At 64.6% G+C, this 23,218-nt stretch carries 22 protein-coding genes, 2 pseudogenes and 1 riboswitch; of the genes and pseudogenes, 22 read left to right on the forward strand and 2 right to left on the reverse strand.

What is annotated here, in order from left to right:
• The first annotated feature begins 7 nt into the window (after positions 1-7).
• The 15 genes and pseudogenes from DRB87_RS01255 (at position 8) to DRB87_RS01325 (ending at position 13,874) form a co-directional block, all read left to right on the forward strand.
• A complete protein-coding gene (locus tag DRB87_RS01255) occupies positions 8-880 on the forward strand; it encodes a branched-chain amino acid ABC transporter permease (protein ID WP_017233988.1) in 873 nt (290 codons plus the stop codon).
• A 10-nt stretch (positions 881-890) separates the two neighbouring features.
• On the forward strand, positions 891-1,979 hold the full coding sequence (locus DRB87_RS01260; protein WP_130024569.1) for a branched-chain amino acid ABC transporter permease: 1,089 nt from the start codon (positions 891-893) through the stop codon (positions 1,977-1,979).
• Complete coding sequence (locus DRB87_RS01265) at positions 1,976-2,728, forward strand: ABC transporter ATP-binding protein (RefSeq protein WP_130024570.1); 753 nt, start codon at positions 1,976-1,978, stop codon at positions 2,726-2,728. Before DRB87_RS01260 ends, DRB87_RS01265 begins: the two co-directional genes overlap by 4 nt.
• Positions 2,721-3,440: an ABC transporter ATP-binding protein gene (locus DRB87_RS01270; protein WP_130024571.1), complete on the forward strand. Its 720-nt coding sequence runs from the start codon at positions 2,721-2,723 to the stop codon at positions 3,438-3,440. The genes DRB87_RS01265 and DRB87_RS01270 overlap by 8 nt, the downstream gene beginning before the upstream one ends.
• Before the next feature lie 35 nt (positions 3,441-3,475).
• Complete coding sequence (locus DRB87_RS01275) at positions 3,476-4,231, forward strand: PIG-L deacetylase family protein (protein ID WP_130024572.1); 756 nt, start codon at positions 3,476-3,478, stop codon at positions 4,229-4,231.
• Complete coding sequence (locus DRB87_RS01280; RefSeq protein ID WP_174966518.1) at positions 4,228-4,932, forward strand: 4-carboxy-4-hydroxy-2-oxoadipate aldolase/oxaloacetate decarboxylase; 705 nt, start codon at positions 4,228-4,230, stop codon at positions 4,930-4,932. The genes DRB87_RS01275 and DRB87_RS01280 overlap by 4 nt, the downstream gene beginning before the upstream one ends.
• 10 nt (positions 4,933-4,942) lie before the next feature.
• Positions 4,943-6,061 (forward strand): 4-oxalomesaconate tautomerase, encoded by a 1,119-nt coding sequence (locus DRB87_RS01285; protein WP_130024573.1) that lies wholly within the window; start codon positions 4,943-4,945, stop codon positions 6,059-6,061.
• A complete protein-coding gene (locus DRB87_RS01290; protein WP_130024574.1) occupies positions 6,058-6,813 on the forward strand; it encodes an alpha/beta fold hydrolase in 756 nt (251 codons plus the stop codon). The genes DRB87_RS01285 and DRB87_RS01290 overlap by 4 nt, the downstream gene beginning before the upstream one ends.
• Complete coding sequence (locus DRB87_RS01295) at positions 6,810-7,292, forward strand: nuclear transport factor 2 family protein (RefSeq protein ID WP_130024575.1); 483 nt, start codon at positions 6,810-6,812, stop codon at positions 7,290-7,292. Before DRB87_RS01290 ends, DRB87_RS01295 begins: the two co-directional genes overlap by 4 nt.
• A 195-nt stretch (positions 7,293-7,487) precedes the next feature.
• A complete protein-coding gene (locus DRB87_RS01300) occupies positions 7,488-8,567 on the forward strand; it encodes a porin (protein ID WP_370363321.1) in 1,080 nt (359 codons plus the stop codon).
• 283 nt (positions 8,568-8,850) lie between these two features.
• Positions 8,851-9,654 (forward strand): HAD-IA family hydrolase, encoded by an 804-nt coding sequence (locus tag DRB87_RS01305; protein ID WP_017233997.1) that lies wholly within the window; start codon positions 8,851-8,853, stop codon positions 9,652-9,654.
• Positions 9,655-9,664: 10 nt separating this feature from the next.
• Positions 9,665-10,321 carry a nucleoid occlusion factor SlmA gene (gene slmA, locus DRB87_RS01310; RefSeq protein WP_017233998.1) on the forward strand — a complete coding sequence of 219 codons (657 nt, stop codon included), beginning with the start codon at positions 9,665-9,667 and terminating at the stop codon, positions 10,319-10,321.
• Between the two features lie 311 nt (positions 10,322-10,632).
• Complete coding sequence (locus DRB87_RS01315) at positions 10,633-11,814, forward strand: homoserine O-acetyltransferase (RefSeq protein ID WP_130024577.1); 1,182 nt, start codon at positions 10,633-10,635, stop codon at positions 11,812-11,814.
• Positions 11,811-12,473, forward strand: coding sequence for a methionine biosynthesis protein MetW (metW, locus tag DRB87_RS01320; protein WP_240756135.1), 663 nt, complete (start codon positions 11,811-11,813; stop codon positions 12,471-12,473). The genes DRB87_RS01315 and metW overlap by 4 nt, the downstream gene beginning before the upstream one ends.
• Before the next feature lie 106 nt (positions 12,474-12,579).
• Positions 12,580-13,874, forward strand: a pseudogene (locus DRB87_RS01325) (AmpG family muropeptide MFS transporter).
• A gap of 87 nt (positions 13,875-13,961) precedes the next feature.
• Here DRB87_RS01325 and DRB87_RS01330 read toward each other — a convergent pair.
• Together DRB87_RS01330 and DRB87_RS01335 are read right to left on the reverse strand one after the other, a co-directional pair.
• On the reverse strand, positions 13,962-14,735 hold the full coding sequence (locus tag DRB87_RS01330) for an exodeoxyribonuclease III (protein WP_130024578.1): 774 nt from the start codon (positions 14,733-14,735) through the stop codon (positions 13,962-13,964).
• Between the two features lie 139 nt (positions 14,736-14,874).
• Positions 14,875-15,819, reverse strand: a complete 945-nt coding sequence (locus DRB87_RS01335) for a LysR family transcriptional regulator (protein ID WP_017234003.1) — start codon at positions 15,817-15,819, stop codon at positions 14,875-14,877.
• Between the two features lie 196 nt (positions 15,820-16,015).
• Here DRB87_RS01335 and DRB87_RS01340 point away from each other — a divergent pair, with 196 nt between their 5' ends.
• The 7 genes and pseudogenes from DRB87_RS01340 to DRB87_RS01370 all read left to right on the forward strand — a co-directional run bounded on the left by DRB87_RS01340 (position 16,016) and on the right by DRB87_RS01370 (position 23,020).
• A complete protein-coding gene (locus DRB87_RS01340) occupies positions 16,016-16,459 on the forward strand; it encodes a CidA/LrgA family protein (protein WP_017234004.1) in 444 nt (147 codons plus the stop codon).
• Positions 16,460-16,529: 70 nt separating this feature from the next.
• A pseudogene (locus tag DRB87_RS01345) lies at positions 16,530-17,212 on the forward strand (LrgB family protein).
• A 108-nt stretch (positions 17,213-17,320) separates the two neighbouring features.
• Positions 17,321-17,446: riboswitch (S-adenosyl-L-homocysteine riboswitch) on the forward strand.
• A 32-nt stretch (positions 17,447-17,478) separates the two neighbouring features.
• Positions 17,479-18,894: an adenosylhomocysteinase gene (gene ahcY, locus DRB87_RS01350; RefSeq protein ID WP_130024579.1), complete on the forward strand. Its 1,416-nt coding sequence runs from the start codon at positions 17,479-17,481 to the stop codon at positions 18,892-18,894.
• Positions 18,895-19,070: 176 nt separating this feature from the next.
• Entirely contained in the window at positions 19,071-19,430 is a 360-nt protein-coding gene (locus DRB87_RS01355; protein ID WP_017234007.1) for a phage holin family protein, read from the forward strand.
• A gap of 47 nt (positions 19,431-19,477) precedes the next feature.
• Positions 19,478-20,317 carry a TlyA family RNA methyltransferase gene (locus tag DRB87_RS01360; RefSeq protein ID WP_130024580.1) on the forward strand — a complete coding sequence of 280 codons (840 nt, stop codon included), beginning with the start codon at positions 19,478-19,480 and terminating at the stop codon, positions 20,315-20,317.
• 26 nt (positions 20,318-20,343) lie between these two features.
• On the forward strand, positions 20,344-21,174 hold the full coding sequence (gene metF, locus DRB87_RS01365; protein ID WP_017234009.1) for a methylenetetrahydrofolate reductase [NAD(P)H]: 831 nt from the start codon (positions 20,344-20,346) through the stop codon (positions 21,172-21,174).
• 205 nt (positions 21,175-21,379) lie between these two features.
• Positions 21,380-23,020, forward strand: a complete 1,641-nt coding sequence (locus tag DRB87_RS01370; protein WP_130024581.1) for an ABC transporter substrate-binding protein — start codon at positions 21,380-21,382, stop codon at positions 23,018-23,020.
• Positions 23,021-23,218 lie beyond the last annotated feature (198 nt).

Consider the following 23,218-nt stretch of genomic DNA (forward strand, 5'->3'; position numbering starts at 1 on the left):
ATTCGTCATGACGCAATCGCTTGCCACTTTCCTGTCGTTGTCGATCGACGGTGTGGCCTACGGGATGTTGCTGTTCCTCATCTCCGTGGGTCTCACGGTCACGCTGGGCGTAATGCGCGTGGTCAATCTCGCGCACTCCGCCTTCGCCATGATCGGCGGATATTTCACCTTGTGGGCCATGCAGCGTGCCGGGCTCGATTTCTTCGCCGCGTTGCTCGTCGGGGTGGCGGGCACCATGGTGCTCGGTGCTGTGCTCGAACGCACGTTGTATCGCTGGGTCTACACGGCCAACGGTCTGGGGCAGCTGCTCATGACGATCGGGCTCGCGTTCATCATCTGTGCGCTGGCCAAGCATCTCGCCGGGACCGAGCTGCAGTCGATTCCCATTCCCGAGGCGCTGCGCGGCACATGGGACTTCGGTGCATTCTCCGTGTCCGTCTATCGCATCTTCGCCCTGGTGTGCAGCGCGGTCGTGGCCCTCGGCATCTGGTGGGGGCTGGAGCGCACGCCGTTCGGTGCGAAGTTGCGCGCGGCCGTGGACAACCCGCGCATGGCGCGCTGCGTTGGCATCGACGTGCCGCTCGTGTTCTCGATCACATTTGCCATCGGATGCGGGCTGTCCGGACTGGGCGGCGCGCTGTCGAGCCAGATCCTGCCGCTTGAGCCTTATTACGGTCTGAAGTATCTGGTGCTCGTGCTGATCGTGGTGGCGGCCGGTGGTCTCGGCAGTCTGCGCGGCTCGCTCTATGCAGGCCTGCTGCTCGGCCTGATCGACACGCTGGGTCGCTATTACGTGCCAGCGCTCGGCGCTTTCATGATTTACCTGGCCGTGCTGGCCATTCTGCTGATCCGCCCGCAAGGGTTGGTCGGGCGCGCCTGAGCGGAGGGTCATGATGTCTCATAAGAATCCGCTGCCGCCGGCCGCAGGCACGGCGCACGTTGTCCCCGCGCTGCGACGCAAACGTCTCGGTGCGCTCGATGCGGTGTTGCTTCTCGCCGCCGTTGCCACTTACCTCTTCGCCGATCTGTATCTCGCGCTCGCCACGAGCGTGCTGATCATGATCATCTTTGCGCTCTCGCTCGATCTCGTGCAGGGCTATTGCGGCATCGAGACACTCGGGCACGCGGCATTCTTCGGCAGCGGTGCCTACGCGGCCGGTCTCTTCGCGCTGCACGTCTCGCCCGACCCGCTGCTCGGGCTGGTAGCGGGTGCCGCGGTAGCGGCACTGGTGGGGCTCGTGACCGGCATCGTCGTGCTACGGGTGAGTGGGCTCACGCAGATCATGCTCACGCTCGTGTGCGCCACGCTGCTCTATGAGGCCGGCAACGTCGCGAAGTCGATCACGATGGGCGACGACGGCCTGACGGGCTACACCGTCGCGCCGGTGCTGGGCAAGTTCGAGTTCGATATCTATGGACATACGGCGTATCTTTACGCACTCGCCGTGCTGCTCGTCGTGTATTTGTTCGCGCAATTCCTCGTGAACTCGCCGTTCGGTCTGACCGTGAAGGGCATTCGCGAGAACGCCACGCGTATGTCGCTGCTCGGTGTACGCGTCGGCTTGCGTCGCCTGATGCTCTACACCCTCGCCGCGGCCCTGGCCGGCGTAGCGGGCGCGCTCTCGGCACAGGTCAACAATATCGTCGCCCTCGACACACTGTCGTTCACGCTGTCGGCCAACGTGCTCGTGATGCTTGCCCTGGGCGGCACCGGACGCCTCTATGGCGCGGCCCTCGGTGCCATCGTCTTCATGGTGTTGTCCGATCGCATCGCCGCCATCGACCCGACGAACTGGCTCGCCGCCCTCGGCGTGCTGCTCATTGTCGTGGTGCGCTTCGCGCCCGACGGTCTGATCGGACTGGTGGATCGCTTTGCCGCTCGCGTCTCCCGTGCGCGGCGTCGCGACCCGCGCGCGAGCGTGACGCACACCGTCGGCAACACCCAGGCAACGACCACGGACAAGGAGGTGACGCCGTGAGCGCCGCACTCGACATTCAGGGGTTGTCCAAGCGCTTCGGCCAGCTCGACGTCACACGCAACGTCAGCCTGTCGCTGCCCGTGGGCGCGCGACACGCATTGATCGGCCCGAACGGCGCTGGCAAGAGCACGCTGATGAATCTGCTCACGGGCGTGCTCAAGCCGAACGCCGGTGTGGTGCGCGTGGGCGGCACCGATGTGACGTCGATGCCGTCGCACCAGCGCGTGAAGCTCGGGCTGGCGCGCACGTTCCAGCTCAACACGCTATTCGACACGCTCACCGTGGCCGAGAACGTTGCGCTCGCCCTCACGGCGCGCGGCGGCCTCGACGCTCGCATCGGCAAGCCGCTCGCGCGCCGTCCGGCGCTCGTGGAGGAAGCGGCGGAGCGTTTGCGCGCGCTCGGCATGCTCGATCTCGCGGGCAAGCGCATCGACGAGTTGGCCTACGGCCAACGTCGTCAGGTCGAAATCGCACTCGGTCTGGCGCTCGATCCCAAGGTGCTGCTGCTCGACGAACCCGTGGCCGGGGTGCCGTCGGGGCAGGGCCGCAAGCTGTTCGAATTGCTTGAACGCTTGCCCGAAGACGTGGCGGTGATGGTCATCGAACACGACATGGATCTGGTCTTCCGGTTCGCGCGCCGCATCACGGTGCTGGTCGAAGGCGCGGTGCTGATGGAAGGCGAGAAGGACGACGTGCGCCGCGATCCGCGCGTGCGCGACATTTATCTGGGGCGTCGCCATCATGACTGACATCGTGCTTGAAGCCAGCGGGCTCAGCGCCGGGTACGGCGAGACCATTGTGCTCGAAGACGTGAGCCTGCGTCTGGCGTCGGGAGAAGCGCTCGCCATTCTCGGTCGCAACGGCGTGGGCAAGAGCACGCTGCTGCTCAGCCTGCTGGGACTGACCACGCGCCACGGCGGCGTGGTGCGTTATCGCCATGACGACATCTCGTCGTGGCCGGCGTACAAGCGAGCACGCGCCGGGTTGGCGCTGGTGCCGCAGGAACGCGAGATCTTCAAGTCGCTCACCGTCGAAGAAAACCTGCAGGTGTCCGCGATGGGGACGGCCGACGGCGCCTGGACGCTCGATCGCGTGTACGACCTGTTCCCACGCCTGCACCAGCGGCGTCGCAACCTGGGCAACCAACTCTCGGGCGGCGAGCAGCAGATGCTGGCCATCGGCCGCGCGTTGATCGGCAATCCGCGCGTGCTGCTGTTCGACGAGCCGTTCGAAGGGCTAGCACCGGTGATCGTCGATCAACTGGTCGATGCGTTCTGGAAGCTGCGCGCGGACGGCGGCATGGGCGTGGTGCTCGTGGAGCAGCACGCGGAACTGGGATTGGAGCTGACGGACCGCGCACTGGTGCTCGACCGGGGCCGCGAGGTCTGGGCGGGACGCAGCAGCGAACTGGCCGCATCGCCGGAACTGCTCGGCACGCTGGTCGGCCTGGAAAGCGCCTGAACGGGCACAGCACAACACGTATTGACGTCAAGCATATGAACACATTACAGAAATCCCTCACCGGCGGATTGGCCGGCCTTGTGGTCAGCGCCCATTCGGCGGACTTCGTCTGGCGTGCGGCGGGCACGATTGCCACGCATGTCGCGCAGGGTTATCGCATGAAGGTCGTGTGCCTGTCCTTCGGCGAGCGTGGCGAGTCGGCCAAGCTCTGGCGCAAGGGCGCGGACATGACCGAGGCGAAGGTCAAGGTCGCGCGTCGCGAAGAAGCGCAGCGCGCGGCCGATATTCTCGGCGCGGAAATCGAATTCCTCGATATCGGCGACTACCCGATGCGCGTGTCCGACGAGACGCTCTTCCGGCTCGTCGACATCTACCGGGAGCTGCAACCGTCGTTCGTGCTGAGCCATTCCGAGAAGGACCCGTACAACTTCGATCACCCGCTGGCGATGCATGTGACGCAGGAAGCCCGCGTCATTGCGCAGGCCGAGGGCCACAAGCCGGGCGAGACGATCATCGGTGCCCCGGCGGTGCTCGCGTTCGAGCCGCATCAGACCGAACAGTGCGAGTGGATTCCGAACACCTTCGTCGATATCACGCCGGTGTGGGACACGAAGCGTGCCGCCATCGAGTGCATGGCGGGGCAGGAGCACTTGTGGGATTACTACACGCGCGTGGCGTTGCAACGCGGCGTGCAGGCCAAGCGCAACATCGGCATCGCCGCCGCGCGCGACATCAAGTACGCGGAGGGCCTGATGCGTCTCACACCGGTCGTGACGGAGCAACTGTCATGATCCGCGGCGTCGTCGTTCGTCAGATTCCCCGTGTCGATGCCGCCACGCTCGACGTGCTGCGCAGCGCAGGCAGCGCCACGGTGCACGAAGCGCAGAGCCGGCTCGGCCTCATGGCCACGTACCTGCGCCCGATCTACGCCGGCGCTGCGGTGGCCGGCAGCGCGGTCACGGTGCTCGCGCCGCCCTCGGACAACTGGATGCTGCACGTTGCCGTGGAGCAGGCGCAGCCGGGCGACATCGTGGTGGTCGGCGTGACCTCGCCTTGCGACGACGGCTACTTCGGCGACCTGCTCGCCACGTCGATGAAGGCGCGCGGTGTCGCCGGCCTCGTCATCGATGCGGGCTGTCGAGACATCGGCACGCTCACCGACATGCGGTTTCCGGTGTGGTCGAAGGCCATCTCGTCACAGGGCACGGTCAAGGAGACGCTCGGCTCGGTCAACGTGCCGGTCGTGTGCGCCCATCAGATCGTGAACCCGGGCGACGTGATCGTCGCGGATGACGACGGCGTGGTCGTGGTGCCGTTCGCGAACGCCGAGGCCGTGGCCCAGGCGGCGGCCGCACGCGGCGCCGACGAAACCTACAAGCGCGGTGTGCTCGCGGGCGGCACGCTCGGGCTCGACTATTACAAGATGCGCGAACGCCTTGCCGCGAAGGGGTTGCGCTACGTCGATTCGCTCGACGAGCTGCAAGGCGAATGAGGACCGCGACGTGACGCATTCGCAAACGCGTATCCGGGCGGCCGTCATGCGGGGCGGCACCTCGAAGGGGTTGTATTTCCTCGCCGAGGATTTGCCTGCGCAGGGCGCTGCGCGCGACGCCGTGCTGCTCGCGGCGATGGGCTCGCCCGATGCACGTCAGATCGACGGCATGGGCGGTGCGAATCCGCTCACGAGCAAGGTCGCCATCGTCTCGCGCGCCACGCGGCCCGACGCCGACGTGGACTATCTCTTTGCCCAGGTCGTGGTCGACGAAGCGCGGGTCGACTACGGACAGAACTGCGGCAACCTGCTCGCCGGGGTGGGGCCGTTCGCGATCGAGCGGGGGCTCGTGAGCGCACCGGGTAATGTGACGGACGTCGGCATTCACATGCTCAATACGGGGCAGGTGGCGGTGGCCACCGTGCAGACCCCGCGCGGCATGGTGAAGTACGACGGCGACGTGGCCATCGACGGTGTGCCGGGAACGGCCGCTCCGATTCCGTTGATGTTTCGCGATACGGCCGGTTCCTCCTGCGGTGCGCTGTTCCCGACGGGGCAGCGTCAGGATGTCGTGGACGGCATCACGGTGACATGCATCGACAACGGCATGCCGCTCGTGCTCCTGCGCGCGGCGGACCTGGGCATCACTGGCGCGGAGTCTTGCGAGCAGCTCGACTCGGCGCCAGCGTTTCGGGCGATGCGCGACCGGATCGAGGCAATTCGACTGGCTGTCGGCCCGCGCATGCATCTTGGCGACGTGCGTTCGCGCACAGTGCCCAAGATGTGTCTCGTCGCGCCGCCGAGGGCCGGCGGTGCCCTCGCGACACGTTGTTTCATTCCACATCGTTGCCACTCGTCCATCGGCGTGTTGGCGGCCGTCAGCGTGGCGACGGCTGCCGCGCTGCCGGGCACCGTTTGCCACGCGATGGCCGTGGTGCCGGACAACGACGCGCCGTTGCTCGCCATCGAACATCCGACGGGCGAATTCACCGTGCGCCTCGCGCTTGGCGTCGATGCCGACGGTGCGCCGGACGTTGCCGGCGCCGGCCTGCTGCGCACGGCGCGCTGGCTCTTCGACGGCGAGGTGTGCATACCGAATCGTGCTTGGCCGCAGGGAGGAAAGCCATGAGTGTCGAACGTTCCCCGTTGCTCCTGCTCCCCGGCTTGCTTTGCGATCACGTGGCCTGGGCGGCCACCGCCGCAGCGCTGCCGCAATACGATTGCCGCGTTCCCACGTGGGGCATGCTCGACACCATCGACGCGATGGCCGATCACGTGCTGGCAAGTACCGCCGCGCCATGCTTCGCCCTCGCAGGGCACTCGATGGGCGGACGCGTGGCGCTGGAGGTGGTGCGTCGCGCACCGCATCGCGTCACGCATCTCGCGCTGCTCGACACGGGTTATCAGGCGCTGCCCGACGGCGAGGCGGCCGAGAAGGAACGTGCCGGACGCGCCGCCTTGCTCGCTCGCGCGCGCGAAGCCGGCATGCGGGCGATGGGGCAGGTATGGGCGACCGGGATGGTGCATCCCGACCAGATCGGCACGCCGCTGTTCGGCGCGATTCTCGACATGATCGAGCGCAGCCACCCCGATCAGTTTGCCGCCCAGATTCATGCATTGCTCGGTCGACCGGATGCAACGTCGCTGCTGGCCGGCATTCGCTGTCCGACGCTCGTGTTGTGCGCCCGGCAGGACACCTGGAGCCCGCTCGCGCGTCACGAAGTGATGGCGCGGCTCATCCCGGGGAGCGTGCTGCACGTCATAGAACACAGTGGCCATATGAGTCCGATGGAGCGCCCGCAGGAAGTGGCGCAGGCCATGCGAACCTGGCTGGCACGGCCCGCGTCTGACACCGCACCCACCGAGGGGCGCGATGCATGACGAACGATGCCGCCGATCAGGACCTGACGCCAGGCGTCGACCCGCAATCGCTCGACGCCCTGCTGGCCAAACAGGCTTGCCACGACCTGGTGATGCGCTTCGTCGCCTGCAACGACCGGCGCGACGCGCAGGGACTCGCCGCGCTGTTTGCCGAGACGGGGGTGCTCGTGCGCCCCAACGGCGACGCGCTCATTGGCCCCGTCGCCATTGCGGCCGCCTATGCGCAGCGTCCGGTGGATCGGCTCACGCGGCACCTCGTAGGCAACGTGCTGATCGATGTCACGGCGCCGACGCGCGCAATCGGCAGTTGCACGGTGCTGCTCTGGAGCGGCTCGGCACACGATGTGCCGGGGCCGTTCGGACGTCCGGCACAGGGCCCTCAGGTGATGGGGGAATTCGAGGACACGTTTGTGCGGACCGCGCAGGGCTGGCGCATTGCCCGCCGCGAAGCGCGTTTCACTTTCGTACGCGACGCGTGAGGAAAAATCAGCACCGCACGTCGCGCCATCCATGCACTTGAACCCGGCGGAGGGCGCAGTCAGGGCGGTGGTTCCAAGGGCAGTACCCGAGGCGGCCAGCATGCCGTCTTGCAAAAGTCTGGGCCGGCGAGGTTGCCAACGGTCCGGAGGTTGAAGTCTGTAGTTGCTGTGTATTTCAAAAACAAGGGGACAGAAGTGAAAGTGAAACATGCATTGGCCGCTGGCCTGCTGCTGGGGGCGGGCCTGGCGCACGCGCAAAGCAACGTGACGCTGTACGGGATCGTCGATACCGGCATCGCCTACTACAACAACGCCGCCACGGGCGGCAGCTTCATCGGCGAGCCGACGCTCACGGGCAAGGTGCCGTCGCGCTTCGGCCTCAAGGGCGCGGAAGATCTGGGCGGCGGCCTGAAAGCCGTCTTCACGTTGGAAAGCGGTTTCCAGCCGGGGACGGGTAACCTGAACTACGGCGGACGTCTGTTCGGCCGCCAGGCCAACGTGGGTCTCGCGGGCGACTGGGGCACGGTGCTCCTTGGCCGCCAGAACAACATGACGTTCTATGTGACGGGCAACGCCGACGTGATCGGACCGTCGATCTTCTCGCTGGCCAGTATTGATCCCTACATCGCCAGCGCGCGTAGCGACAGCGCCATCGGCTACATGGGTAAATTCTCCGGCGTGACGCTTGGCGCGACCTACAGCTTCGGGCGCGATGGCTCGGCCGCGGGCGGCCCGTCGGCCACGAACTGCGCGGGCAACGTTGCCGGCAACTATCAGGCCTGCAAGCAGTTCACCGGCCTGATCGGCTACGACTACCAGAACTTTGGTATTTCGGCGTCTTACGACCAGATGCGCGGCAACACCGGCGCCGCGGCACCGCTGACCAGCTCGCACTACACCGATTCGCACTCGGTCATCAACGCGTACTACAAGTGGTCGACGGGACGCGTGGGCGGTGGCTGGATTCACCGCAACGTGAGCGCCGACGCCGCCTCGCTGCGCTCGGACATCTACTTCATTGGCCTGACCTATCTGCCGACGATCACCTGGGCGTTCGACGCGCAGGCCATTCGCTACCAGTTGAAGAGCCGTGCCAACGCGACGATGCTCATCGGCCGCGCCACCTACTCGCTCTCGAAGCGCACGTCGCTGTATGGCCTGGTCGGCTGGGTGGCGAACAGCCAGAATGGCGCGGTGGCGATTGCCGCCGGCGGCTCGGTCGCCACGGGGGGCAACCAGTTCGGCACGATGCTGGGCATTCAGCACACGTTCTGATCGGTCGCGCTGGCGACAAGACGGAAGACGTCGTGGAGACGTCATCAAGACGTCAGCGCAACGCCAGAACGCGCAGCATCGCGTGCTGTTCAAGCGAGGGGATCGTTCCGGGGGGGACGATCCCCTGGTGAGGCGGTGCTGCGCCCCCCAGGTTTGTCAAAGCGGGATTCGCGCGCTAGCATCGTGTCTAGTCATGGCGGCACCGTGTTCTGCGACAGGAAGGGCGATTGTCGGGGCGCGGTGACCATCTCCCCGTATCTCCTCGCATGAATCCGCTATCTTTGTGTCTTCTTCTCACGTTCTGAGCCGGCGACGCCGGGCGCCCCGCGCCCGCAGCGAACACGGCACGCGCGGTCCGGTCTGGCTGTTCGATCTGGACAACACGCTGCATCGCGCGTCGCACGCGATCTTTCCGCGCATCAATCGCGCGATGACGGCCTATATCGTCGAGAAGCTGGGGCTGCCGCCCGACGAAGCCAATCGTCTGCGCACCGACTACACGGCGAAGTACGGGGCCGTGCTGCTCGGCCTCATCAAGCATCACGCCATCGATCCGCACGAGTTTCTGGCGCGCGTGCACGAGCTGCCACCGCTGGTCGAGGTGCTGCGCGCCGAGCGCGGGATCGCCCGCCTGCTCGCCGGCTTGCCCGGGCGCAAGATTCTCCTGACCAATGCGCCCGCGCATTACGCCCTGCCGATTGTCGAGGCGCTGGGCATTCGCCGACATTTCGAGCGCTGCGTGAGCATCGAGGACATGGCGGACCGCCGGGCCTGGCGCGCCAAACCGGATGCGATCATGTTGCGTCGGCTGCTGGTGCGCGAGGGCCTCGCGCCGTATCGGACGTGGCTGGTCGAAGACACGCGCTCCCACCTCAAGCACCTCCGGCATTTCGGTATCAAGACGGTCTGGATCACGGGGCATCTGCCGGCCAGAAACAGTCTTGGCGATGCCATGCCGCGCAGTGGGCGCCCACACTATGTGGATATCAAAGTACAATCTCTGCGCGAGTTACGGGCGCGCCTTGCGACCGGGGCCGGTGCAAGACGCGCAGCCCGAGCCGCCCGACCCAAAAATACCTACCGATAACGACCAGACGATGCAGCAGGAAAACTCTTCGAGCGGTGCCGGTTACGGCGCCGCCGATGCGCTTGAGGCCGTGCCCGCGCCGGTGAAGACAACCCGCCCCAAGCCGGGTGAGCGCCGGGTGCAGGTGTTGCAGACGCTCGCCGCCATGCTCGAGACGCCCAAGGGCGAAAAGATCACCACGGCCGCGCTCGCCGCGCGTCTCGACGTTTCAGAAGCGGCGCTCTATCGCCATTTCGCGAGCAAGGCCCAGATGTTCGAGGGTCTGATCGAGTTCATCGAACAGACCATCTTCGGTCTGATCAACCAGATCTCCGCGCAGGATCAGGACGGCGTGACGCAAGCGCGCGCCATCGTGCTGATGCTGCTCGGGTTCGCCGAGAAGAACCCCGGCATGACGCGCGTGCTGACCGGCGAAGCGCTGGTCGGCGAACACGAGCGCTTGCAGGAGCGCATGAACCAGTTGCTCGACCGCATCGAGGCGTCGCTGCGCCAGGTGTTGCGTCTGGCGTGTGCACAGGGCACGCTGCCGGAGACGTTCGATGCCAACTCGCGCGCCAACCTGCTCGTGTCCTACGTGCTCGGCCGCTGGCATCGCTTCGCCAAGAGCGGCTTCAAGCGCTCGCCGGTCGAGGGGGCCGAGCCCCAGATCGCCGCGCTCCTGCGCTAAGATCCCAAGTCTGCGCCGACGGCGCGGATTACGTTATACTTTTGCTTCCCGCGCCGAGGCCGACGTACGTTTGACCGGTCTTGACGCGATGATTGGCGCGCCGATTTGGTGACTCGCTTGCGGGCGCGCGAATGACTCTGACTGGGGGTTCCCCGGCAGAGGGCATTCATTAAAAATGCGGCTAAAGAGGTCGTGCGCGCACGCCGCCGTTTTTCCGTCGACCCCTTTTCCCGCACAGAACGCTTCAGGACGCCGTCCGTCGACCCTTGTCGACTGGGGCGCCGGCCCCGGCATGTTTCGGAAAGGGAGTTATGGAATCTTCAATCGGAATCGTCACACCGCAGCGGATGCACTTCGCTGAGCCGCTGGCACTGCAGAACGGCAGCATGCTCGCCGGCTACGACCTGATGGTCGAGACCTACGGTGAATTGAACGCCGATCGCAGCAATGCGGTGCTGGTGTGTCACGCGCTCAACGCGTCGCATCATGTGGCCGGTATCGCCGCCGACAATCCCAAGGACATCGGCTGGTGGGACAACATGGTCGGGCCCGGCAAGCCGCTCGACACGAATCGCTTCTTCGTCATCGGCGTGAACAACCTCGGCTCGTGCTTCGGCTCGACCGGGCCGATGAGTCTCGACCCAGCCACGGGCACACCGTACGGCGCCCGCTTCCCCGTCGTGACCGTCGAAGACTGGGTCAATGCGCAGGCGCGCGTGGCCGATGCGTTCGGCATCCACAAGTTCGCGGCGGTGATGGGCGGCAGTCTCGGCGGCATGCAGGCGTTGGCGTGGAGCATCATGTATCCGGAGCGCATTGGGCATTGTCTGGTGATCGCCTCCACGCCGAAGCTCTCGGCGCAGAACATCGCCTTCAACGAAGTGGCGCGCTCGGCCATCCTTTCCGATCCGGACTTCTACGGCGGCAACTATTACGCGCATGGCGTGGTGCCGCGTCGCGGGCTGCGCGTGGCGCGAATGATCGGCCACATCACCTATCTGTCCGACGAGGACATGGCGACCAAGTTCGGCCGCGCGCTGCGCCGTGCCGAGGTGATGGCCGACGGCGTAAAGGGCGACGGCAACGCAAAGGACGACGGCTATCGTTTCAGCTTCGACGTGGAGTTTGAGGTGGAGTCGTACCTGCGCTATCAGGGCGACAAATTCGCCGAGTACTTCGACGCCAACACCTATCTGCTGATCACGCGCGCACTCGATTATTTCGACCCGGCCCGCACCGTGGGTGGCGATCTGGCGAAGGCGTTGTCGCACACCACGGCCAAGTACCTGATTGTGTCGTTCGCGACCGATTGGCGTTTCGCGCCCGCGCGCTCGCGCGAGATCGTCAAGGCGCTGCTCGACACGCGCCGTACCGTGAGCTACGCCGAGATCGACGCGCCGCACGGGCACGACGCCTTCCTGCTCACCGATGCGCGCTATCACAACCTGGTGCGCGCCTACTACGAACGTATCGCCCAGGAGGTCGGGGTATGAGTCAGTCCACGGTACCGGGGAACAGCGCCCAGGCGGCGGCGCTCGCAGCGTCGCGCGGCCGCATTTCGGCGTCGCTGGCCGAGCGGCCCGACTTCCGGGTGATCGCACGATGGATCGAACCGTCGTCGCAGGTGCTCGATCTCGGGTGTAGCGACGGCTCGTTGCTCCGTCTGCTGATCGACGAACTCGATGTGAGCGGTTACGGCGTCGAGATCGACGACGCCGGTGTGCTGGCCTCGGCGCAGCGCGGCATCAACGTCATCCAGCAAAACATGGAAGACGGGCTGAAGCTCTTTGAGGATCAGAGCTTCGATACGGTCATCCTGTCGCAGACCTTGCAGACCCTTCACCGCACGGCGGACATCCTGCGCGAGACCGTGCGGGTCGGCCGCGAAGCGATCGTGTCGTTCCCGAACTTCGGTTACTGGCCGCACCGGTTGTCGGTGTTGCAGGGACGCATGCCGGTGTCGAAGAGCCTGCCGTTCCAGTGGCATAACACGCCGAACGTGCGCGTGCTGACCATCAAGGACTTCGAGGCGCTGGCCCCGGACGTCGGTGTGCAGATTCTCGATCGGGCCGTGCTGCATAACGGGCGACTCGTGTCCGTGGGCGCGAACTGGCGTGGTAGTCTTGCGGTCTATCGCGTCAAGCGTTCCTGAACCGACGGCAGCTAACGGGGCAGCGAAGCGCCGGGCCCCTGGCGGGTGAAGGCAAAGGGGGCCGGGTGCCGTGCACCGCGGGCGGCTGGCCCCAACTGTCCTTTCCATGACCGATTCGCTGCCGCCCGACGACGGGCGCGTCTTCCACCCCACGCGGATGCTCATCTGCGTGATTCTCGGTTTCACCTCCGGCTTGCCGCTGTTCATCCTGCTCAACCTGGTGCAGGCATGGCTGCGCAGCGAGCACGTGGACCTCAAGGCCATCGGCCTGTTCGCCCTCATCCAGTTTCCGTACACGTGGAAGTTCCTGTGGGCGCCGCTCATGGATCGCTTCGCACCCAACGTGTTCGGATGGAAGCCGGGACGGCGACGCGGCTGGATGTTCGTCACGCAACTGCTGGTGGCCGGTGTGGTGGCGCTCATGGGAACGTATTCGCCGCAGCGCGACCTGATGACGATTGCCGCGCTCGCGGCCGCGCTGGCGTTCTTCAGCGCCAGTCTGGACATTTCGCTGGACGCTTATCGGCGCGAGTTGCTGTCCGACCGAGAGCAGGGTCTCGGCACGGCGATGCATGTGAATGCCTATAAGGTGGCGGGACTCGTGCCGGGGTCGCTGGCCCTCATCATGGCCGATCATCTGCCGTGGTCGCAGGTGTTCTTCGCGACGGCGGCGTTCATGCTGCCAGGCATCGTGATGACGCTCGTCGTCAAGGAGCCGGCGATTCGCGGTACGCCGCCGAAGACGCTGCGCGAGGCGGTGGTCGAGCCGTTTCACGAGTTCGTCACGCGCGGCGGCTGGGCAAAGGCGCTGTTAGTGCTCGCGTTTATCTTTCTCTACAAGTTGGGCGATTCGATGGCGACGTCGCTGGCCACGTCGTTCTACCTGGATCTGGGATTCACGAAGACGCAGATCGGCGTGGTCGCCAAGGCGACGAGCCTGTGGGCGAGCGTGGCGGGGGCATCATCGGCGGGGTCTGGCTGATCAAACTCGGCATCAACCGTGGGCTATGGGTGTTCGGCGTGCTGCAACTGGTGTCGGTGCTGGGCTTCGCGTGGCTGGCGAAGGCAGGGCCGGTCGTCACGGGGCTGGGCGCGGTGATCGCCTTCGAAGCGTTCACGGCCGGGTTGGGCACGGCGGCGTTTACCGCCTACATCGCCCGTACAACCGACCCGCGTTACACGGCGACGCAGTTCGCGCTGTTCACGAGTCTGGCGTCGGTGCCACGCACGTTCGCGAACGCGGGCACCGGGTATATCGTCGACGGCGTGGGCTGGGTGACCTTCTTCCTCATCTGCACGGTGCTGGCCGTACCCGGCATGTTGCTCTTGCCGAAGGTCGCCCCCTGGGGGGCCGACGATGACGATGGCGATGGCGTGCCCGCGGCAAGCGGGTCGCGCTGACGCGAGGGGCAGGCCCCCTTCGTCGCCTTCGCTGTGATGATATGGCTCGGGCGCGGCACGAGCGTGCCGGCCCCTTGGGCGTCTGGATTACAGCGCGTGATCGTAGTCGACCGTGAGCGGCGCGTGGTCGCTGAACTTGATGTCGCGAAACACGGAGGTCGTCTTGGCTTTGCCGGCAATGCCGGGCGTGGCGATCTGGTAGTCGATGCGCCAGCCGACGTTCTTCGCATACGCTTGTCCGCGATTGCTCCACCACGTGTATTGATCGGCGCGCGGGTCGAGCGTGCGGAAGACGTCGACATAGCCGTGGTCGTCGAACAACTGGGTGAGCCAGGCGCGCTCTTCCGGCAGGAAGCCTGAGTTCTTCAGGTTGCCCTTCCAGTTCTTGATGTCGATTTCCTTGTGCGCGATGTTCACGTCGCCACACAGGACGACCTCGCGTCCCGCCGCCTTGAGCGCGAGCAGGTGCGGCATGAAGTCGGCCATGAAGCGGAACTTGGCGGTTTGTCGTTCCTCACCGCTCGAACCCGACGGGATGTACACCGAAATGACCGACAGGTTGCCGTAACGCACTTCGACATAGCGGCCCTCGGCATCGAACTCCGCATTGCCCCAGCCGACGACGACGTCGTCCGGCTCGCGCCGCACGTAGACGCCCGCGCCGCTGTAGCCCTTCTTCTGCGCGTAATGGAAGTAGCCCTGGTAGTCGTGGGGCGTGAGGAAGTCCGGCGTCATGTCCGGCAACTGCGCCTTGATTTCCTGTACGCACAGGATGTCGGCGTCCTGATTGCCGAACCACTCGAAAAAGCCCTTTTTGGCGGCCGATCGCACGCCGTTCAGATTCGCGGTAATGATGCGCATGAGTGTCGATGCGCCGCGCTCACGCGGCAAGGGAAAAGGTCAGCGGCAAGGATACCGCAATCACCGGATCGTGTTGGACGACCTGCGATGGTCGGGGACGGCGTGCCGTCGGCATAGGGGTGTCGACGTTGGCTGGATGTCACGTGCGCCGCGCGCCGCCGGCGATGGCCGCCTTGGCCTCGCCGTCGCCGCCCGGGCCGAGTAGGTCGCGCGCGAGCGCGAGCCAGCGTCGCGCCGCGTGCGACAGATACGAGTCGCGCCGCCACGCCATCGCCAGATCCCACGGAATCTCGGGGTCGCGCACGTTCGCGATCACGAAGCGTTTCGGGTCGAGCCGCGCGCAGAAGGGCTCGGGCAGCAAGGCAATGCCGACGCCGTTGTCCACCATCGATGCAATGAAGTCCCACTGGCTGGAGCGTCCCGCAATCTTGGGCGTGAAGCCCGCGCGACGACATGCGGTGATGACCAGTTCGGACAAGGCAAATCCCTCGCCGTAGAAGACAAACGGTTCGTCGCGCAACTCGCCCAGACCGATGGAGGCGCGGCCTTCCCAGCGTGAATCGCGCGGTGCAATCAACCGCAACGGGTAATGGCACACGGGCAGCACGTCGAGAATCGTGGGATCGACCGGCAGCAGCACGGCGCCCAATTCGATGTCGCCGGCCAGCAACGCCTGTTCGATGGCACGCGAACCGGTTTCGAAGAGCTTCATCTCGATATCCGGGTAGTGCTGATGAAACGCGCCGATCACCGGGATGAACAAGTCGCCGCCGAGCGGCGGAATTCCGATCGACAATTCGCCGCGCGCGACCGTCTCGAGATCGGCCACCTCCTGCTGCAGGCGCGCGTAAGCGGCGAGCACATCCTGCCCGCGCTCGAAGACGACGCGTCCCGCATCGGTCAACTGAAGCCTGCGGCCCATGCCGCGCTCCTCGCGCAACATCAGCGGCGTACCCAACTCGTCTTCCAGCGCCTTGACCATCTTGCTCACGGTCGGCTGAGTGACAAACAGCGCCTCGGCCGCCGCCGTGAAGCTCTGCTGTCGCACGACTTCCACAAATCCTCTCAACGCGCGCAGTTCCATTTTGGATCTCTCTTGTGCACCGAATTGGTGCCATCAGCTGAAAAGCCCCGTCCTGCATGGCTTTCTCACGCACCATTAGGGTTAATACTTAAATTATTCCAATTTGGAATCGATTTGATAATTCTAATTCATTATATTTATGTTGCGGTGCTTCCTATACTCGGTCTCATATTGATGCCACACCCGGGAGCCCGCCATGACCAAGATGATTGCCAGCCGTATGTATCGCCGTAGCAAGGGCGTGGTGGACGTGGTTTGGCAGATCGCGCTGCTCACCGGTATCTATCTGGTGGCGGATGCTGCATCGCGTCATTTTCATCTCCCTCTGCCGGGTGGCGTACTGGGGCTGCTCGCCGTGGTGGCACTGCTCATGAGCGGTGTGCTGAAGACGGAGAAGATCAAGCGCGGTGCTGACTGGTTTCTGGCGGAAATGATTCTCTTCTTCGTGCCGATGGTCGCGGCCGTCATGCAATACACCGATCTGCTGCGTCAGGAGGGCCTGCAATTGCTCGCCGTGATCGGCGTCGGCACGGTGCTCGTGATGGTCTCGACGGCGCTGGCGGTCGATCTGGCCTGCCGCGCCGAGCGTCATCTCAAGCGTGCCCTCGTTCGCCGTGCGCACGCGCACGATGCCCGCTGATGCGTGACGTGTGCCAAGCCGCCGCTGTCGCAGCGGTGCCCAATCCTGCTGGCGCTTGCCGGGTCTTGCCATGAATCATACGGCGCTCCTGCTGCTCGTTCTCACGGTCGTCTTCTATTACGTGTCGAAGCGTCTCTATGCGCGTTTCGGCAAGGTGTGGCTCGGCCCGGCCATTCTCGCGCCGGTCCTGCTCATCGCCGTGATGGTCGGCGGCGACATTTCGTACACGACGTACATCTCAGACTCGCGCTGGCTCGTGTGGCTGCTTGGCCCGACGACGATCGCGTTTGCCGTACCGATCTACGAGCATCGCGACATCATTCGCCGGCATGCCTTTGCACTGATCGTCGGTGTTCTCGTCGCGATGGTCGTGGCCGTGGGCAGTTCCTTCGTGCTTGCCCGCCTGTTCGAGCTGCCCCCGAGATGGCGCGCAGCCTGCTCGCCCGGTCGATCTCGACGCCGTTTGCCCTTGCGGTCTCCGACAAGGTTGGCGGCTCGCGCGATCTGGTGGGGCTTTTCGTCATCATCACCGGGTTCATCGGCATGTTGCTCGGCGAGGCGCTGCTGTCGTGGTTGCCGCTGCGCACCCGCATGGCGCGCGGCGCGCCGTTCGGCGCGGGGGCCCACGGCTTCGGCACCGCCAAGGCGCGCCAGATCGGCAGCGAAGAGGGTGTCGTGGCCAGTCTCGTCATGATGATCAACGGCATCGTGATGGTCTTTGCCGCGCCGTTGCTCGCCCATCTGCCCATCTGACGGCCGGTCGGCACGGGTGCCGTGCCGTTCGCGTCTCCCCCTCGAAAAATATCCCTTCGGGCGTCGCCCTTGCCCCGACGGCGCGCATCAGTTTTGCTACAATGCCGGGGTCTTGAGGAGCGTTGCGACAGCCATGGTGCTGCCAGGCTCAAGATCCTTCCTATTGGCCCCGCCGGCCGCCGGTTACTTCCGGAGCGCATGGCGTGTGGGCCCCAAGAACGGCGCTCACGTCCCAACTATCTAGTCTTTTAGAGAAAGGAGGCGTGATGAACGCCGTAGTCGATTCAAAATTCTCCGATTTCCATGTTGCCGATATCAAATTGGCCGATTGGGGCCGCAAAGAGCTGACCATCGCCGAGAGCGAGATGCCGGGTCTGGTGGCCACGCGGGCCGAATTCAAGGCCAGCCAGCCGCTCAAGGGCGCGCGCATCGCCGGCTCGCTGCACATGACGATCCAGACGGGCGTGCTCATCGAGACGCTCACCGCCCTGGGCGCCGAAGTGCGCTGGGCCTCGTGCAATATCTTCTCGACGCAGGATCACGCCGCGGCGGCCATCGCCGCCGCCGGGATCCCCGTGTTCGCCTTCAAGGGTGAGTCGCTCGACGAATACTGGGAATACAGCCACCGCATCTTCGAATGGCCGAACGGCGAGTTCGCCAACATGATTCTCGACGACGGCGGCGACGCCACGCTGCTGCTGATTCTGGGCAGCAAGGCCGAGAAGGATCTGTCGGTCGTCGGCAATCCGACCAACGAGGAAGAAGTCGCGCTGTACGCATCGATCAAGCGCCACATCGCCATCGATCCGCAGTGGTACAGCAAGCGCCTGGCGCAGATCCAGGGCGTGACCGAAGAAACCACCACGGGCGTGCACCGTTTGTATCAGATGGAGAAGGACGGCACGCTGCCGTTCCCGGCCATCAACGTGAACGACTCGGTCACCAAGTCGAAGTTCGACAACCTGTACGGCTGCCGCGAGTCGCTGGTCGACGGTATCAAGCGCGCGACCGACGTGATGATCGCCGGCAAGATCGCCCTCGTGGCGGGCTACGGCGACGTGGGCAAGGGCTGCGCGCAAAGCCTGCGCGGTCTGGGCGCCACGGTGTGGGTCACGGAAATCGATCCGATCTGCGCGTTGCAGGCCGCGATGGAAGGCTACCGCGTGGTGACGATGGAATACGCCGCCGACAAGGCCGACATCTTCGTGACGGCCACGGGCAACTTCCACGTGATCGATCACGACCACATGGCGGCCATGAAGCACCAGGCCATCGTGTGCAACATCGGTCACTTCGATTCGGAAATCAATGTGGCGTCGACCCGCAAGTACGAGTGGGAAAACATCAAGCCGCAGGTCGATCACATCATCTTCCCGGACGGCAAGCGCATCATCCTGCTGGCGGAAGGCCGCCTCGTGAACCTGGGCTGCGCCACGGGCCACCCGTCGTTCGTGATGAGCAACTCGTTCACCAATCAGACGCTCGCGCAAATCGAGCTGTTCGTGCATGGCGACAAGTACAAGAACAGCGTGTACGTGCTGCCCAAGCATTTGGACGAGAAGGTTGCGCGCCTGCACCTGGGACGTATCGGCGCCGAACTGACGGTGCTCACCGACGATCAGGCAAACTACATCAGCGTTGACAAGAACGGTCCGTTCAAGCCGGCGCACTACCGTTATTGATCGGTAGCGATCGCTACCGATCAATAACGTGTCTTACCGACCGTCGCCAGTGCGCTGCAAGGCACGGGTGACGGGCAGCGGTTTTGCGCGGCGGCATCGTACGCCGCCGCGTTGGGTTTTGTCACTGCCGGTGCCGGGACTGACCTCCCGCATCGGCCTGTTCTTCGGAGCTTGCCATGCGTCTGCTGCTGATTTGGCTCATCAATGCCATCGCACTTCTCGTTTTGCCGCACGTTGTGTCAGGCATTCAGCTCAAGGGCATCGGGACGGCCCTGGTCGTTGCGATCGTGCTCGGTCTGATCAACGCGTTTCTCCGGCCGTTGCTCGTCGTACTGACGTTGCCGGTCACGGTGCTCACGCTCGGGTTGTTCATCTTCGTGATCAACGCGCTGTTGTTCTGGCTGGCGGCGCATGTCGTCAAGGGCTTTGAAGTCTCGGGCTTCTGGGCGGCGCTCTTCGGCTCGCTGCTCTACAGCCTGATCTCGTGGATTCTGTCGGCGCTGGTGTTCGGCGGCGACCGGGCTACCAACGTGTAACGGTCGACGCGTCGTCGTCGACCTTGTATTGCAGGAAATTCGCTGTCATGTCGCAAGCCCTTCGTGCCGATCAAGCCCTCGTCGCCCGAGGCTTGGCCGCATCGCGCACCGCCGCGCAACGTCTGATCGATGCCGCACGTGTTTATTACGCGGGCACCGAAACGGTCGTGAAGAAAGCCAGCGAGGTCGTGGCGAGCGACGAAGATCTGGAAGTGCGTGCCGCCGCCGACGGCTTGCCCGGCGAGGACCGCTACGTGTCGCGCGGCGGGCTGAAGCTGGCCGGTGCGCTGGCGCAAACGGGGCTCGACGTCACCGGCCGCGTTGCGCTCGACGTCGGGTTGTCGACCGGCGGCTTTGCCGACTGCCTCTTGCAGGCGGGGGCGGCGCGGGTGGTCGGGGTCGACGTCGGTCACGGGCAACTGCATCAACGTCTGGCGCGCGAGCCGCGGCTCGTATCGCTCGAAGGGATCAACGCGCGGCATCTGTCGCGTGAGATGCTCGATGCGCATTTGGCGCAGCATGAATTAGAGCGCAGCGGACATGGCGACCCGGCACCGGCGATGGTGGCTGTCCCCGAGGCGGGCTTCGATCTGATCGTCGGGGACGTGTCGTTCATCTCGCTCACGCTCGTGTTGTCCGCGCTCGCGCCGCTGCTGGGCGCGACCGGCGATTTGCTGATGCTGGTCAAACCGCAGTTCGAAGTGGGGCGTGAGCACATTGGCCGCGGCGGCCTGGTGCGAGATGCCGCGCAATATGCGCAAGTGGAGACAAAAATCCGCACCGCCTGTGAGACGTTGGGACTGACGGTAGCCGCATGGCTCGACAGTCCTATCGCTGGCGGTGACGGCAACCGGGAGTTCTTCGTGCACGCGACGCGCGCGGCATGAACGACTCTCTCGATAAAAGAACGATCATGACGCAACCTTCCTTCAGTTTCGAATTCTTCCCGCCGAAGACGGCGGAGGGCGCGGAGAAGCTGCGCGCCACGCGCCAGCAACTCTTCCCGCTCGGTCCCAAGTTTGTCTCGGTGACGTTCGGTGCCGGCGGCTCCACGCAGCAGGGTACGCTCGATACGGTTGTCGAAATCCAACGCGAAGGCGTGGAGGCGGCCCCCCACCTTTCTTGCGTCGGTTCGACCAAGGACAACATTCGCGAGATTCTGCAGACGTATCGCCAACACGGCATCCGCCACATCGTGGCGCTGCGCGGCGATCTGCCGTCGGGGATGGGGGAAATCGGCGAGTTTCGTTACGCGTCGGAGCTGGTCGAGTTCATTCGTGCCGAAACCGGCGAATGGTTCCACATCGAGGTGGCGGCCTACCCGGAGTACCATCCGCAGGCGAAGTCGCCGCGCCTGGACCTCGAGCATTTCGCCCACAAGGTGAAGGCGGGGGCGAATGCGGCCATCACGCAATACTTCTTCAATGCGGATGCCTATTTCCGTTTCGTCGACGATGCATCGCGTCTCGGTGTCGACGTGCCGATCGTGCCGGGGATCATGCCGATCACGAACTATTCGCAGATGATGCGTTTCTCGGAGATGTGCGGTGCTGAAGTGCCGCGTTGGATTGCCAAGCGTCTCGAAGGCTTTGGCGACGACCGCGACTCGATTCGCGCCTTCGGGCTCGATGTGGTGACGGCGCTATGCGAACGGCTGCTCGCGCAGGGCGTGCCCGGGTTGCACTTCTATACCCTCAACGCGGCGTCGGCCACCAAGGCGATGTGGCAGCGACTCGGCCTGTAACGAGTAGCGAAATCGTTTGCCAACCGGTAGGGCGGATGGGAAGTCAATTCTAATCACAATTCAGTGATTTCCTAATCAAAAACACCACAAATAGGCGGTTTGCTAGGGATTTGGCGTGTTGTAGCACGGGGGAAGCTTCAGTAATATCCCCGGTAGGCTCGGCGACAGACCGTTGCCGGGCATCACACCCGATCCCGAGGAGCCTATGAAACAGACTCACACCCTGCGTTTGCTTTTGGCTGCGACGTTGCTTGCCGGTGTGGCCGTGATCCGGCCCGCCGCCGCTGTCGAAATCCCGAACAAGACCCTCGTATACTGCTCCGAGGGCAGCCCGGCCGGCTTCGATCCGGGCCAGCTCACCACCGGCACCGATTTCGATCCTGCCGACGCCATCTACAATCGCTTGATCGCGTTCAAGGCGGGCGAGACGGGCGTGATGCCCTCACTCGCGGAGTCGTGGGACATCTCGCCGGACAACAAGATCTACACGTTCCATCTGCGCAAGGGCGTCAAGTTCCACACCACGGAGTACTTCAAACCGACGCGTGATTTCAACGCCGAGGATGTGAAGTTCACCTTCGATCGCATGGGCGATCGCGACATGCCCTTCCGCAAGGCCTATCCGACGGAGTTTCCGTATTTCGTCGACATGGGGCTGCAGGCTGATATCGACCACATCGAGGTCGTTGATCCGTACACCGTTCGCTTCGTGCTGAAGAAGGTCGACGCCCCGTTCCTTCAGAACCTGGCGATGCCGTTCGCATCGATCCTCTCGAAGGAGTACGCCGACAAGCTGCTCGCGGCGAACAACGCTCGTGAAATCGCGCTCAAGCCGGTCGGTACCGGGCCGTTCATCTTCCGCAGCTATACGAAAGACGCCACGCTGCGCTTCGATGGCAACAAGGAATACTGGAACACGAGTCTGCCGCCGAAGGTCAGCAAGCTGATCTTCGCGATCACGACCGACGCCAACGTTCGCATTCAGAAGCTCAAGCGCAACGAATGCCAGATCACGACCTACCCGCGCCCGGCCGATGTCGATGCGATCAAGGCCGAGATCGCGGCGCAGGGCAAGGCGTCGAAGCTCAAGATGCCGGACCAGGTCGGCTTCAACCTCGGCTACGTGGCGTACAACGTGCAGAAGAAGCCGCTCGATCGTGTGGAAGTGCGCCAGGCACTCGACATGGCGATCAACAAGAAGGCGATTCTCCAGTCCGTCTATGGCTCGGCCGGACAGTTGTCGAACGGCGCACCGATGCCGCCGACGCAGTGGTCCTACGACAAGAACATCAAGTCGGCCGGCTACGACCCGGAGAAAGCCCGTGCGCTGCTTGAGAAGGCGGGCGTGAAGAACATGGAAATCACGCTGTGGGCCATGCCGGTGCAACGTCCGTATAACCCGAACGGCAAGCTCATGGCCGAGATGATTCAGGCCGACTGGGCGAAGATCGGCGTGAAGGCCAATATCGTCACGTACGAGTGGGGTGAGTACATCAAGCGCGCCAAGGCGGGTGAGCACGACGCGTTGCTCATTGGCTGGACCGGCGACAACGGCGATCCGGACAATTGGCTCGGCGTATTGCTCGGCTGCGATTCGGTCAACGGCAACAACTTCTCGAAGTGGTGCTACAAGCCGTTCGACGATCTCATCAAGCAAGCACGCCAGACCACGGACGTCGCCTTGCGCACGAAGCTCTACACGCAGGCACAGGAGATCTTCGCGCAACAACTGCCGTTCTCGCCCATCGCGCACTCCACGCAGTACAAGCCGATGGCCACGAACGTGAAGGGCTTCAAGCTGAGCCCGTTCGGCCGCAACAGCTTCATTGGCGTATCGCTGGAGTAAGGCACCCGGCGTGGCGCGTTGATGACCGCATCCGGCTGACGCCGGGTGTCGGTCGCTACCTGTCGCCATCCGTCGCCATCCCGGTATCACGCAGGCAGACTCGGCCGCCGCGCCCGAGTCCGCCTGCCGCAACAGGACAAAGGATCGTCCATGATTGATTCACGCGGCATAGCGCCATCCGTCCCCGCACAGGGGATG

The sequence above is a fragment of the Pandoraea sp. XY-2 genome (assembly GCF_004193915.1).
Classification (GTDB): domain Bacteria; phylum Pseudomonadota; class Gammaproteobacteria; order Burkholderiales; family Burkholderiaceae; genus Pandoraea; species Pandoraea cepalis.